At 68.5% G+C, this 13,355-nt stretch carries 7 protein-coding genes and 1 pseudogene; 3 read left to right on the top strand and 5 right to left on the bottom strand.

Annotated features, from left to right (window positions below; translation table 11 throughout):
- Nucleotides 1–137 precede the first annotated feature (137 nt).
- The 3 genes from HDC36_RS09435 to HDC36_RS09425 all read right to left on the bottom strand — a co-directional run bounded on the left by HDC36_RS09435 (nt 138) and on the right by HDC36_RS09425 (nt 7,857).
- Nucleotides 138–2,525: a TonB-dependent receptor gene (locus tag HDC36_RS09435; protein ID WP_179566572.1), complete on the bottom strand. Its 2,388-nt coding sequence runs from the start codon at nt 2,523–2,525 to the stop codon at nt 138–140.
- 310 nt (nt 2,526–2,835) lie between these two features.
- Nucleotides 2,836–5,223 (bottom strand): TonB-dependent receptor, encoded by a 2,388-nt coding sequence (locus tag HDC36_RS09430; RefSeq protein WP_179566570.1) that lies wholly within the window; start codon nt 5,221–5,223, stop codon nt 2,836–2,838.
- A gap of 243 nt (nt 5,224–5,466) precedes the next feature.
- Entirely contained in the window at nt 5,467–7,857 is a 2,391-nt protein-coding gene (locus HDC36_RS09425) for a TonB-dependent receptor (RefSeq protein WP_179566568.1), read from the bottom strand.
- Nucleotides 7,858–8,139: 282 nt separating this feature from the next.
- Between HDC36_RS09425 and HDC36_RS09420 the strand changes: the two genes are divergently transcribed.
- Entirely contained in the window at nt 8,140–9,996 is a 1,857-nt protein-coding gene (locus HDC36_RS09420) for an ABC-F family ATP-binding cassette domain-containing protein (protein ID WP_179566566.1), read from the top strand.
- A 120-nt stretch (nt 9,997–10,116) separates the two neighbouring features.
- A complete protein-coding gene (locus HDC36_RS09415; RefSeq protein ID WP_179566564.1) occupies nt 10,117–10,626 on the top strand; it encodes a YcxB family protein in 510 nt (169 codons plus the stop codon).
- A gap of 157 nt (nt 10,627–10,783) precedes the next feature.
- Here HDC36_RS09415 and HDC36_RS09410 read toward each other — a convergent pair whose 3' ends face one another.
- Nucleotides 10,784–11,074 carry a hypothetical protein gene (locus tag HDC36_RS09410; RefSeq protein WP_179566562.1) on the bottom strand — a complete coding sequence of 97 codons (291 nt, stop codon included), beginning with the start codon at nt 11,072–11,074 and terminating at the stop codon, nt 10,784–10,786.
- Nucleotides 11,075–11,307: 233 nt separating this feature from the next.
- The gene (gene ampR, locus HDC36_RS09405; protein ID WP_179566559.1) at nt 11,308–12,171 is read right to left on the bottom strand and encodes a LysR family transcriptional regulator AmpR; all 864 of its coding nucleotides are present in this window, start codon (nt 12,169–12,171) and stop codon (nt 11,308–11,310) included.
- 200 nt (nt 12,172–12,371) lie between these two features.
- On the opposite strand from ampR, the pseudogene bla reads away from it, so the two are divergent.
- Nucleotides 12,372–13,160: pseudogene (gene bla / locus HDC36_RS09400) on the top strand (class A beta-lactamase); the annotation flags it as partial.
- Nucleotides 13,161–13,355: the final 195 nt, after the last annotated feature.

Here is a 13,355-nt window from a genome sequence, read left to right as displayed (position 1 = left end):
ACGTTAATCGGTAGACGTCGCGCCCCGATTAACCAGCGATCGCCGGCCTGCGCGTGGCTCACCCTAGAAAAGCCCCGGCGAACCGGGGCTTTTCCTGTCTGGCGGCGAGTGCCGCATCGGTCACCGCCGCACGCGCATCACCATTTGTAGTTGACGTTGGCGTAGGCGAGTGCGCCGTTGAAACCGAACGGCGAGGACGTGCTGTAAGGCAGGTAAGTGCGGGTGCCGGCGCCGGCACGCGACTGGTCGGGATATTCGTTGAGCACGTTGTCGCCGCCGATGGTGAAGTCCCAGTTGCCCAGCTTGTAGCTGGCGGCCAGGTCCAGCGTCCACTTCGCCGCATAGGTCTGGTCGGCCGCGGCGGTGGTGCCGAAGTCGGTGAACTCGCCCCAGCGCGTGGCGGTAGCGGTGAACGCCCAGTTGCCCGGCGCCCAGACGCTGCTCAGGAAGAACTTGTCGCGCGGCGCGCCCTTGGTGATGCGGCCGATCTCGGCGCGGCCGATGCGCACCGCGGTCGGGTCGATCGCCTCCAGCACCGCCGGGTTTTCGGCGATCTTCTCGATCTCGGTCTTGTTGTAGTTGTAGCCGGCGGTCAGGTCCAGATTGCTGTTGCTCAATGCGATCTTGTAGGTGCCGACGGCGTCGATGCCCTGGGTCTTGGTGTCGATCGCGTTGGTGAAGTAGCGGCCGCCGCCGATGCCGGCATAGCCGTTGGCCTGCAGGTAGTCGCGCACCGCGGTGGAGGTCAGGTTCTCCGACAGCACGATGCGGTCGTCGATATCGATGCGGTAGGCATCGACGGTGACGTACAGCGCATCGATCGGCTGCAGCACCAGGCCCAGGCCGTAGTTCTTCGACTTCTCCGCCTTCAGCGGTTCGGCGCCGAGCGCGACCGCGGCCGGATTGTCGGTGCGGAAGGTGCCGATCTCGAACGGCGTGGCGGTGATGCTGCCGTCGGGCTGGGTGACGTTGATGAAGTTGGTGGCGATGGACTGGAAATACTGCTGCTGCAGCGACGGCGCGCGAAACCCGGTGGAGGCGGTGGCGCGCAGCGCGATCTTGTCGGTGAACGCGTAGCGCAGCGACAGCTTGCCGGTGCTGGTGTCGCCGAAATCGCTGTAATTCTCGTAGCGCCCGGCCAGGCCGGCGGAGAACTTGTCGGTGATGTCGCCTTCCAGGTCCACGTAGGCCGAGTAGCTGTTGCGGTCGTAGTGGCCGGAATCGCTGGGCTTGAAGCCGGCGAACACCTGCGCGCCCGGCAGCAGGCTGCCGTTGGCCGAGGGCACGCCGCCGTTGACGTAGGAGGCGGCATCGCCCGGCGATTCGTTGAACTTCTCGCCGCGCCACTCGCCGCCGAAGGCCAGCGTGACCGGATAGGCCAGACCGACCTCCAGCGACTTGGTGAAGTCGGCGTTGAGCAGGTTCTGGGTGACTTCCAGGGTGCCGGCATAGAAATCGGTCGGACTGCTCGTGCCCAGGCTGTTGTTGAGGCTGTTCTTGACCTCGAAGCTGAGGTTGTTGCGGCCGTAGTTGTAGCTGATGTCGATGCCCAGCCCGCCTTCGGTGCTGGCCTTGAAGCCGCCGACCCAGGACACGTCCTTGCTGACGTTGTAGATCTGCGGCAGGAAGCCGTCCGGATAGATCTCCGGGCGGTTGCGGTTGTCGCCGGACCAGCGGAAGTAGCCGTTGGACAGCACCTCGCGGCGGCTGAGCATGCCGTAGGAATAGAAGGTCAGGTACTCGGCCGGGCTGTACTGGCCGTTGTAGGAGAACGCGCCCTGGTCGACGTCCGGGTCGCCGTAGCGCTGCTGCACTTCGCCCTGGTACGGCTTGGCGCGGTCGGTCTGGTCCTGGTGGCCGGCCTGCGCGGCGAAATGCACGCTGCCGTTCTCGCCGAACTTGACCCCGGCGTCGCCGGACAGCTGGTATTGCTCGCCGTCGCCGGCGCTGTACTTGCCGTAGCGCGCGGCGATGCTGCCGCCTTCGCCGCTGCCCTTGAGCACGATGTTGATGACGCCGGCGATGGCGTCGGAGCCGTATTGCGCCGAGGCGCCGTCGCGCAGCACTTCGATGCGCTCGACCGCGGCGATCGGAATGGTGTTGAGGTCGGCCGGCGACGAACCGCGGCCCTGCGCGCCGTTGAGGTTGACCAGCGCGGTGGTGTGGTAGCGCTTGCCGTTGACCAGCACCAGCACCTGGTCGGGCGAGAGCCCGCGCAGCTGCGCCGGGCGCACCGCGTCGGAGCCGTCGGTGATCGCCGGGCGCGGGAAGTTCAGCGACGGCACCGCGCGCGACAGCGCGGTGGCCAGTTCGGTGGTGCCGGTGGACTGCAGCATTTCCGGCGAGATGATGTCGATCGGCGAGGCCGATTCGGCGACGGTGCGGTCGGCCACGCGAGTGCCGGTGACGATCACGGTATCCAGCGTCTGTGCGCTGGAAGAGGAGCTTTGCGCGAGCGCAGGCGCGGCGGATGTGGCCAGGGCGAGGGCGACGGCAGTGGCGAGAGGACTGAACGTGCGGGTCATTGGCGGGGCGGCTCCAGGATGGGGGAAGAGTCGGCGCCGCCGCATTCGCCATCACCCCCTCCCGGGTGTTGCGCCTATGGCGAATGTTGCGGCTGCGGCCATGGGTTACCGGCATATGTCGGGTGTGTCAATGTTCTGTTAAACCCGCGCGCGTGGTTGCATTTGCAACGACCGCTGCGGCACTTGCGGCAGAATCGATGCCGCCGTTTGCCGAGGTCGTAGACAAAAACGAAAGGCCCCGCATTGCGGGGCCTTTCGGGTGTGGTCCAGTTCACGGATCGCGCCGCATGCGGCGACGCGACCGTGGCGATCACCAGCGGTAGTTGATCCGCCCATACACGTAGGCACCGTTGAATCCGTACGGCGAGTAGTTGCTGTAGGGCAGCATGCCGTAGGTGGAATTGACCAGGTTGGTGGTCTTGTCCGGGTACTGGTCGAGCAGGTTGTCGGCGCCCAGGGTCAGCGTCCAGTTGTCGCCGGGCTTGAAGCTGGCCGAGGCGTCCACCACCCAGCTCGCGTCGTAGGTCTGGTCGCGCGCGGCGCTGGCGGAGTTGCGCACGGTGAAATCGCCGTAGCGGGTGGCGGCCAGGTTGAAGTCCCAGCGCTGCAGCTTCCAGGTGCCGCTGAGGATGATCTTGTCCTTCGGGAAGCTGTCCTCCAGGCGCCCGATCTCGTCGCGGCCCAGGATGGTCTGGGTCGAGCCGATGTCCACCAGCGCCTGCGGCTGTTCGACCGCATGGGTGATCTCGGTCTTGCTGTAGCCGTAGCTGGCGGTGAGGTCGAGCGAGCTGGCCGCGAACGGGATCGTGTAGGTGCCGACCAGGTCGACGCCGCGGGTGCGGGTGTCGGCCGCGTTGGCGAAGTAGCGCACGCTGGTGACGTTGGAATAGCCCAGGCTCTGCAACTGCGCGAGCACGGCGGCGTCGTTGAGGTTGGAGGACAGCAGGATGCGGTCGTCGATCTTGATCTGGTACGCGTCCAGGGTCACGTACAGGCGTTCCACCGGCTGCAGCACCAGGCCCAGGCTGTAGGACAGCGAGGTCTCCGCCTTCAGCGGCGCGGCGCCCAGCGCCTGGGCCACGGCGCTGTCCACCGGGAAGGTGCCCGATTCGAAGAAGCTGCCGTTGATGTAGCTGCTGGTCACCGCCTGGTATTGCTGCTGCGCCAGCGACGGGGCGCGGAAGCCGCTGGCCACGGTGCCGCGCAGCGCCACCTTGTCGGTGAACGCGTAGCGCGCCGACAGCTTGCCCGAGCTCTTGCTGCCGAAGTCCGAGTAGTCCTCGTAGCGGCCGGTGAGGCCGGCGGAGAACTTGTCGGTGAAGTCGGCTTCCAGCCCGGCGTAGACGGCGTAGTTGTGGCGGTCCGAATGCACCGCGTTGGCCGGCGAGAAGCCGGCGAAGCCCTGCGCGCCGCCGGTGGTGCCGGTGTAGGAGGCCAGTTCGCCCGGCGACTGGTTCCACTTCTCCTGGCGGTACTCGGCACCGAAGGACAGCGTCACCGGATAGGCCAGGCCCCATTCCAGCGGCTGGGTGAAGTCGGCGTTGACGATGTTCTGGGTGTACTCCAGCGCGCCGTCGTAGAAGCTGCTCGGGCTGTCGGTGCCGAGGCTGTAGTTGATGCTGTTGCGGGTGTTGAAGTCGATCTTGTTGTAGCCGTAGTTGTAGCTCACGTCCCAGCCGAAGCCGCCTTCGGTGCTGCCCTTGAGTCCGGCCACCAGCGAGCGGTCCTTGGAGTACTGCTCGATCTCCGGCACGTAGCCGTCGGGATAGGTCTGCGCCAGCAGCGCGCTCTGCCCGTTATGGTTGCGCGAACGGTAGAACGCGAACGAGGTGATGTCGCGGTTGCTGGCGATGGCGGTGGCGTAGCCGGTGACGCGGTCGCTGAAACGGAACTCGCCGTTGGCCGAGACCGCGGTCGCATCGACCTGCGGGTCGCCGTAGACGAAGGTGGTCTCGCCGATGCCCGGATAGTTGCCGGTGTTCGGCGCGGTGCCCTGGTAGGGGCCGGCGCGGTTGGTTTCGTCCTGCTGGCTGATCTGCCCGGCCACATGCAGGCTGCCGCGGCCGTCGCCGAAGCTGACCCCGGTATCGCCGGAGAGCTGCGACTTGGCGCCGTCGCCGGCCGAGTACTGGCCGTGGTCGATCGCCAGGCTGCCGCCGCTGCCCGAGCCCTTCAGCACGATGTTGATGACCCCGGCGATGGCGTCGGAGCCGTACTGCGCCGAGGCGCCGTCGCGCAGCACTTCCACGCGCTCGATCGCCGCGATCGGGATCGCGTTGATGTCCACCGCCGAGGCGCCGCGGCCGATGCTGCCGTTGACGTTGATCTGTGCGGAGGTGTGGCGGCGCTTGCCGTTGACCAGCACCAGCACCTGGTCCGGCGACAGCCCGCGCAGCTGCGCCGGGCGGATGCCGCTGGTGCCGTCGGTCAGCGCCGGGCGCGGGAAGTTCAGCGAGGGCAGCACGCGCGACAGCGCGGTGGCCAGCTCGGAGGTGCCGGTGGACTGCAGCGCTTCGGTGCTGATGATGTCGATCGGCGACTGCGACTCGGCCACGGTGCGGTCGCTGACCCGGGTGCCGGTGACGATGACGGTGTCGAGCGTGCTCGGGGTGTCGGTGGTGGTGGTCTGCGCCAGCACCGAAGGGGCGGCGAGGGCGGCGAGCACGGCGCTCGCCAACAGGGACAACGGACGGTTCATGGAAACTCCAGCGGATGCCGAAACGGCAAAGGGGGCGGTCGCTGTGCGACGCCGGCCATGCGGGCCTGCCCCAGGGATCGTTATTATTATTTAACAATCGCGCGGCAGTGCAGCATGCCGCAGCATGTTCTTATGCCTTTCGGTTCTAAGTGAAATGGCGGCTCGCCCCAATGGCACAGGCCCGCGCCCTGCGGCGGAGCGGCCTGTGCCGGGTGTGGCAGTAAGGCTGGCCTGGAGGTTGCCCTAGAAGCGGTAGCTCACCCGGCCGAACCAGTAGCGGCCGTTGAAGCCGAACGGAGACAGCGACGAGTACTGCAGGCCGCTGGGGCGGTCCTCGTAGATGTTGTTCGGTGCCGACCGGGTCGGGTACTGGTTGGTGAGGTTGTCCGCGCCCACGCTGAAGGTGAGGTCGCGCCAGGTGTAGCTGGCGGACACGTTCAACAGCCAGCGTGCGGCGAAGGTCTGATCCTGGCTGCCGTCGGCGTTGTCGCCGCGGCGGGTGACCGCGCCGTAGCGGGTGGCGTCGCCACGCACGCTCCAGCCGGCGCGGGTCCAGTCGGCGCTGAGCACGTACTTGGTGCGCGGGGTGGCGTCGGTCAGCAGGCCCTGGCTGGCGCGCCGGAAGTTGGGATCGGAGACCTCCAGGATCTCGGTCTTGTTGTAGTTGGCGCTGAGGCTCAGGTTGAGCCTGCCGGCCTGGTCCAGATCGAGCAGATAGTTGTTCACCCAGTCGACGCCGCGGGTACGCGTGGTCGCGCCGTTGACGAAGAACTGCACCGCGGTGACCTGCCCGATCGGCACATCCAGCGACAGCTGGTCCGAATACAGGATCTGGTCCCAGATGCGGATCTGGTACAGGTCCAGGGTGGAGCTGAAGTCGGTGCCGGCCTGCCACACCGCGCCGACGCTGTAGTTGCTGGATTTTTCCGGGGTCAGCGGTTTGGCGCCGAGCGCGATGGCCACCGGGTCGGAGGTGCGGTAGGTGCCGATCTGGGTCAGTTGCCCGTTCTGCAGCAGGGTCACCACCGAGGCGTAGTTCTGCTGCGCCAGCGAGGGCGCGCGGAAGCCATTGGAGACGGTGCCGCGCAGGGCGAAGGCGTCGCTGAGCTGGTAGCGCGCCGACAGCTTGCCGGAGCGGGTGGAGCCGGCATCGCTGTAGTCCTCGTAGCGCGCGGCCAGGCCGCCGGAGAGTTTCTCGGTCAGGTCGGCCTCCAGGTCGGCATAGACCGCCTTGCTGTGCCGCTCGAAGTCGCCGGCCACCGCCGGCGACAGGCCCGGGAACACCTGCGAGCCGCCCGGATAGGCGCTGCCGGTGTCCGGATTGATCGTGGTCGGATCGAAGAAGTACGAATCCGGCGAGCCGGCGTTGACCGCGTACTTGTCCTGCCGGTATTCGGCGCCGAAGGCGAGGTTGACCGGATAGGCCAGGCCCCAGTCGAAGGACTTGCTGAAGTCCGCATTGAGCACGCCCTGCCGGTTGCGGAAGCCGCCGGCATTGAAGCGGGTGGGCGAAGCGCCGGTGGTCCAGTACAGATTGGTGTTGATGGTGTTGAGCAGGTTGAAGGTCACGTCGTTCTCGCCGTAGTCGGCGGAGACGTCCCAGGTCCAGTCGCTGTCGGTGCTGCCCTTGAGGCCCAGCACCGCGGCGCGGTCGTTGGACGGGTTGTAGATCTGCGGCAGGAAGCCGTTGGGGTAGATCGCCTGCACGTTGCGGTCGCTGTTGTCCCAGGCGCGGTAGTAGCCGTTGGACACCACCTCGCGGCGGCTGAAGTTGGCGTAGCCGTACAGGTCGATGCGCGGGGTCAGCGCATAGCCGAAGCTGAGCAGGCCCTGGTAGGTCTTGACCGCGGGGTCGCCGTAGCGCTGGTACGGAATGCCGCTGGGATTGTCGGCGCCGGCCAGGGTGGTGGCCTTGTCGGCGTTCTCGGCGCGGTTGGTGTTCATCGCGTTCTGGTAGTTCCAGGACAGCCGCACCCAGCCGGGCGCTTCGCCGTCGTTCGCGCCGCCGAAGGCCAGCCCGTACGAGCCGTCCACGCCGTTCTGCGCGCCGTCGCCCTTGTCCATGATGCCGCCGTTGACCGAGACGCTGTTGCTGCCGGGTTTGGCGCCGTGCTTGAGCACGATGTTGATCACCCCGGCGATCGCATCGGAGCCGTACTGCGCGGAGGCGCCGTCGCGCAGCACCTCGATGCGCGCGATCGCCGACATCGGGATCGAATTGAGATCGGCCGGCGCCGAGCCGCGGCCGACCGACGGGTTGTAGTTGACCAGCGAGGTGGTGTGGTAGCGCTTGCCGTCCACCAGCACCAGCACCGCGTCCGGGGACAGGCCGCGCAGGGTCGCCGGGCGCAGCGCGTCGTTGCCGTCGTTGATCGCCGGGCGCGGGAAGTTCAGCGACGGCAGCAGCTTGCCCAGGGCACTGCCCAGGTCGCTGGCGCCGGTCGCCTGCAGCGATTCGGGGCCGATGATGTCGATCGGCGATTGCGACTCTGCCACCGTGCGGTCGGCGATGCGGGTGCCGGTGACGATGATGTTGTCCAGGGTCTTGGGGGCCTGGTCTTGCTGGGCGAAGCTGGTGCCGGAGGCGAGGGCGAGCAGGATGGCGCTGGCCAGGGGGAGCGGGCGGTGCTTCATCGTACGGAGACTCCAGTGGCTGGGGGAATGGCGTGGGTCTGAGTGCCCTGAGGGCAAGCGCGGCATGCTGCAGTGCAGCGATGAATCGCCCCGATTGAAATATTTTTTTCATCTGGCCGCGTATACAAAAACGGTATTGGATCCAGTTGCAGGGTGCCGAACGGGTCCGGTCCGAGGCCCGCGCGGCGGGGTCCGATGGCCGGCCACGGCCCGGATCCGGGGTGGGCCATCCGGGACGAAGCGGATACACTGCCGCCTCGAACGTCGAGTGCCCCCCTTCCCGTGATTTCCCTTAGAAACTTCGCCATGCGCCGCGGCGAGCGGCTGCTGTTGTCCAACGTCGATCTGACCCTGCATGCCGGCTACCGCGTCGGCGTGGTCGGGCGCAACGGCACCGGCAAGTCCAGCCTGTTCGCGGCGATCCGCGGCGAGCTGGAGGCGGACAAGGGCGATGTGGAACTGCCCGGCAAGCTGCGCACCGCCAGCGTCGCCCAGGAAACCCCGTCGCTGCCGGATCCGGCGCTGGACTTCGTGCTCGGCGGCGACACCGAGGTGGCGGCGGCGCTGCAGGCCGAGGCCGCCGCGCTGGCCGCAGAGGACTGGGAGGCGGTCGCCGCGGCGCACGTGCGCCTGGAAGAGGTCGGCGGCTACGACGGCACTGCGCGCGCCGGCAAGCTGCTGCACGGCCTGGGTTTCCCGGCGGCGACGCATTCGCGCCCGGTCAAGGATTTCTCCGGCGGCTGGCGGGTGCGGCTGAACCTGGCGCGGGCGCTGATGATGCCCTCGGACCTGCTGCTGCTCGACGAGCCGACCAACCATCTGGACATGGACGCGGTGCTGTGGCTGGAGCAGTGGCTGCTGAAGTACCCGGGCACGCTGCTGCTGATCAGCCACGACCGCGAATTCCTCGACAACGTCGCCACCCACACCCTGCATCTGCACGGCGGCGGCGCCAAGCTGTATGTCGGCGGCTACACCGATTTCGAGCGCCAGCGCACCGAGCAGCTTCGCCAGCAGCAGATCGCGCACGAGAAGGAACAGGCCGAGCGCGCCCACCTGCAGAGCTTCATCGACCGCTTCAAGGCGCAGGCCAGCAAGGCCAGCCAGGCGCAGAGCCGGATGAAGCGGCTGGCGAAGATGGCCGGCACCGAGGCGGTGCGCGCCGAGCGCGAGTTCCGCATCGAGTTCGCGCAGCCCAACCGCCTGCCGCATTCGCTGATCCGGCTCAACCATGCCGACTGCGGCTACGGCAGCGAGGTGATCCTGCGCCAGGCCGGGTTCGGCCTGGAAGCGGGCGACCGCATCGGCCTGCTCGGCCCCAACGGCGCCGGCAAGTCGACCCTGGTCAAGAGCCTGGTCGGCGAGATCCCGCTGCTCAGCGGCGAGCGCAGCGCGCATCCGGACCTGCGCATCGGCTACTTCGCCCAGCACACGGTGGAGTCGCTGCACGAAGGGCAGTCGCCGATCGACCATTTCCGCGAGATCTCGCCGGACGCGTCGATCCAGGCGTTCCGCGACTTCCTCGGCAAGTGGAATTTCCCGGGCGATCGCGCGTTCGAAGTGGTGGACGGCTTCTCCGGCGGCGAGCGCGCGCGCCTGGCGCTGGCGCTGATCGCCTGGCAGCAGCCGAACGTGCTGCTGCTCGACGAGCCGACCAACCACCTGGACCTGGAGATGCGCGAGGCGCTGGCCGAGGCATTGAGCGATTTCGAGGGCGCGATCGTGATGGTCTCGCACGACCGCCACCTGATCGGCCTGGTCTGCGACACCTTCTGGCGCGTGGCCGACGGCGTAGTCGAGCCGTTCGCCGGCGACCTGGACGAATACGCGGCGTGGCTGCGCAGCCGTCCGGCCGCGCAGGGCACCAAGCAGAAGATGGCCGAGGTCGCGCCGACCCCGCCACCGCCGGTCAAGCCGCTGCCGGCGAAGAAGCCGCCGAACCCGCACAAGCTGGCCGCCGCCGAAAAGCGCGTCGGCGAGCTGGAAGCGGCGCTGGCCGAGCTCGACCGCCAGCTCGCCGATCCCAAGCACTACGCCGACGCGGAGAAGATGGCGGTGCTGGGCCGCGACCGTGAGGCCACCGCGCAACTGCTGGCGCAGGCCGAGCAGGCGTGGATGGAATTGATCGAAGGCGCATAGCCCGTTGCGCTTGCGGCGCGATCGCTGGCGCAGCTCGTTGCGGTGCCGCGTGCGCATGCCCGTTCATGCGCACGCCGATACGCTTGTGCAAACGACACAAGCGAACGAGGCCAGCCGAGCATGATCAGCGGCGTCATCAGCCTGGACGACTATCTTGCCGCGCAACGCCTGCACCAACGGCGCCCGCTACGGCGTGCGCTGGTGCTGTCGGCGACGCTGTTGTTGGTTGGAGTGCCGCTCGTGATAGTCGGCACCAGCGATGCTGTCTGCATCGTAGGCGGCCTGCTGGGCGGCATCGGTGGCGGTGGCCTGATCGGCCTGGCCTTGCTGTACGGGTGGAAACTGCCGCGCAAGCTGCGGCGCCTGCATGCGCAACAGGCGGCGCTGCGGCATGCCATCACCTATGCCTGGGACGAGAACGGTCTTGAGGTTACCTGGTCGGGCGGGCACGCGCGCCGTCCCTGGGCCGATTTCATCCGCTATCGCGAGAATCCGCAGGTGCTGCTGCTGTATCACAACGATATGTTGTTCGACATGGTGCCCACCTCCTGGTTCGTCGATGCCGCCCAGCGCGAGGCGTTCCGGAAGCTGGCATCGCGGGTGGGAACCGGCGCTCCGCGCGCGGTATAGCGACCGTGAGGCGTGCGCCTGAGGCGGACGCGAAAGGCGATGCCGCATGGCGGCAGATAACATGACGACCGCCGGCGGCATGGTCAGAGCGCCTGGCCAAGAAGCCAAGCGCCCGCTACGCGCTTGCCGGTACCGTGCCGGCGTGCTGCGGACGCGCTCAGGCGGCGGCGCTGGCCACGACCAGCAGGCCGCCGGCGATGGCGGCCCAGTCCAGCGGCGTACGCGAGCGCAAGCCGCGCAGCGACGGGCGTGCCGTCGGCGTCGGCCGCAAGCCGGCCTTGATCCCCATCAAGGCCAGCCCGGCCGCACTCAGCGCCCAGTGCCATTCGCTCGCGCCGCTGCGCAGGAAATAGGCCAGGTGCAATACGCACAGACAGGCCAGCGCGGCGGCCAGGACGATGTCGCGAGAAACCAGAGCCGGACGAGCGGCCATGACGAAACGGTTCATTGCGTGTTCCCCCCAGGAACGTGATCGCCTTCCCCTGGCGCACATTGCAACTGCGACCATGATCATAGTTCGGCGTTCGGGCGGCCGCCAAGCGGCAGTGCACAAATTCTTCACCTGGCCTGTGGTGAACGGTCGCGCTGCTGTCGGAGCGCGCTGGTGGGGTTGTGGCGTGTCCGGCTCGATCATGCGGGCCGGCGTCGACAGCGACTAGCCGATGCGCCGCGCGCCGTCTGTCATCGATCGGCCAGCAGCCATTCGCGCAGGCGGCGGCTGGCGTCGTTTTCCGCGCGCGAGCGCAGCCGGGTGAGCCAGTAGCGGCCGGCGTCGATGCGGGTCGGGAATGGCGCGAGCAGGCGTCCGGCGTCCAGGTCCTGGGCGAACAGGCGCAGCGGCAGCAAGGCCACGCCGGCGCCCGCCGCCGCGGCGCTGGCCAGGGTCAGCGACGAATCGCAGATCGGCCCGCTGGCGACCACTTCCGGCGCGCCGGCCGCCTGCAGCCAGCGCGCCCATTCGTCCAGCCGGTAGGAGCGCAGCAGCGGCACGCCGCCCAGGTCGGCCGGCACACGCAGCGATCGCGCCAGCGCCGGCGCGCACACCGGCGCGAACGGCGCGTCCAGGATCGGCGTGGCGGACTGGCCCTGCCAGTCGCCGTCGCCGAAGCGGATCGCCAGGTCCAGGCCTTCGCCGGCCAGATCGACCCGGTTGTTGTGGGTGTGCACGCGCAGTTCGATGTCCGCATGCGCGGCGTGGAAGGCGTCCAGCCGCGGCAGCAGCCAGCCCACCGCGAAGGTGCCGACCACGCCGATGCTCAGTGTCTCGCGATAGCGGCCGCCGGCGAAGCGCTGCAGGGTGGCGGCGATGCGATCGAAGGCCTCGGTCAGCACCGGATGCAGGCGCTGGCCTTCGTCGGTCAGGGCTACGCCGCGCGGCAATCGCTGGAACAGGACCACGCCCAGGCGCGCTTCCAGTTGCTTGATCTGGTGGCTGAGCGCGGCCTGGGTCACGCACAGCTCGGCGGCCGCGCGGGTCAGGTTCTGGTGCCGTGCGGCGGCTTCGAAGGCGCGCAGGGCGTTCAATGGCAGCTGCGGGCGGATCATCGTGCGCCATTAGTTATTTTCATGATTGCGATTGAATAACCTCGCTGGTGGGCCGCGGTCAAGCTGCGCATGATCGGGTCTTCCGACGGAGGTGGACGATGCTGGACAGACGACGATTCCTGCAGGGCATGGGGCTGGCGGCGGCCGCGCTGGCGGTGGCGACGGTGGATGCGAAAGTGCCGCCGGGCAAGGCGCGGACGCTGGCGCAGCGGCTCGCCGAGATCGAGCGCCGCACGGCCGGGCGGTTGGGCGTGGCGCTGCTCGACGGTAGCGGCAGGATGTTGGGCGGGCAGCGCCTGGACGAACGCTTCCCGATGTGCAGCACCTTCAAATTTGTATTGGCGGCCGCGGTGCTGCAGCGGGTCGATCGCGGCGAACTGAGCCTGGAGCAGCGGCTGGACATCCGCGCCGCGGACATGGTGTCGCATGCGCCGGTGACCGAGCGCCATGTCGGCGGCACGCTCAGCGTGGCCGAGCTGTGCCGGGCGACGATGATCTACAGCGACAACCCGGCGGCCAATCTGCTGTTCCCGCTGGTCGGCGACCCGCCGGGGCTGACCCGCTTCCTGCGCGGGCTCGGCGATCCGGTGACCCGCAGCGACCGCCACGAGCCGGAGATGAACCAGTTCGCCGTGGGCGATCCACGCGATACCACCACGCCGGCGGCGACGGCCACGACCCTGCGCACGCTGTTGCTCGGCGATGCATTGCAACCGGCCTCGCGCAAGCGCCTGACCGATTGGATGCTCGACAACCGCACCGGCGACGATTGCCTGCGCGCCGGCCTGCCGCGCGGCTGGAAGATCGGCGACAAGACCGGCAGCAACGGCACCGACACCCGCAACGACATCGCCATCGTATGGCCGCCGGGCGGGCGGGCGCCGTTGCTGCTGACCGCCTACCTCAACGGTGCCAAGGTCGACAGCGATGCGCGCGACGCGGCGCTGAAGGCGGTGGCGGTCGCGGTCCGCGAGACGCTCGCCGACTGAGTGTCGTGCCGTGCGCGTTGAGGCCGCAGGGGCCGCGCGCGCCATGCGGTCGTGTCGCTGCGTGCGCGCGCGCACCGATCCCGTTCTGCGCTGTTCTTCGCCCGCGACGCGCGCAGGCGCGGCGCATCGTGTCCTGGGATTGCCGCCGGCCTCAGGGCTGAAGCCGAAACTCGGCGGGTTTTCGCGCATCTCCTC

This window comes from Xanthomonas sp. JAI131 (assembly GCF_013410075.1).
Taxonomy (GTDB): domain Bacteria; phylum Pseudomonadota; class Gammaproteobacteria; order Xanthomonadales; family Xanthomonadaceae; genus Xanthomonas_A; species Xanthomonas_A bonasiae.
The sequence above is the reverse complement of the archived record's forward strand: the minus strand, read 5'-3'. Positions and strand labels throughout refer to the sequence as shown.

Bases quoted from the DNA above. Each gene is read 5' to 3' on its own strand.
- HDC36_RS09430 (WP_179566570.1), bottom strand. From the start codon at position 5,223: ATGAACCGTCCGTTGTCCCTGTTGGCGAGCGCCGTGCTCGCCGCCCTC.
- HDC36_RS09410 (WP_179566562.1), bottom strand. From the start codon at position 11,074: ATGAACCGTTTCGTCATGGCCGCTCGTCCGGCTCTGGTTTCTCGCGAC.
- ampR (WP_179566559.1), bottom strand. From the start codon at position 12,171: ATGATCCGCCCGCAGCTGCCATTGAACGCCCTGCGCGCCTTCGAAGCC.
- HDC36_RS09415 (WP_179566564.1), top strand. From the start codon at position 10,117: ATGATCAGCGGCGTCATCAGCCTGGACGACTATCTTGCCGCGCAACGC.
- HDC36_RS09435 (WP_179566572.1), bottom strand. From the start codon at position 2,525: ATGACCCGCACGTTCAGTCCTCTCGCCACTGCCGTCGCCCTCGCCCTG.
- HDC36_RS09425 (WP_179566568.1), bottom strand. From the start codon at position 7,857: ATGAAGCACCGCCCGCTCCCCCTGGCCAGCGCCATCCTGCTCGCCCTC.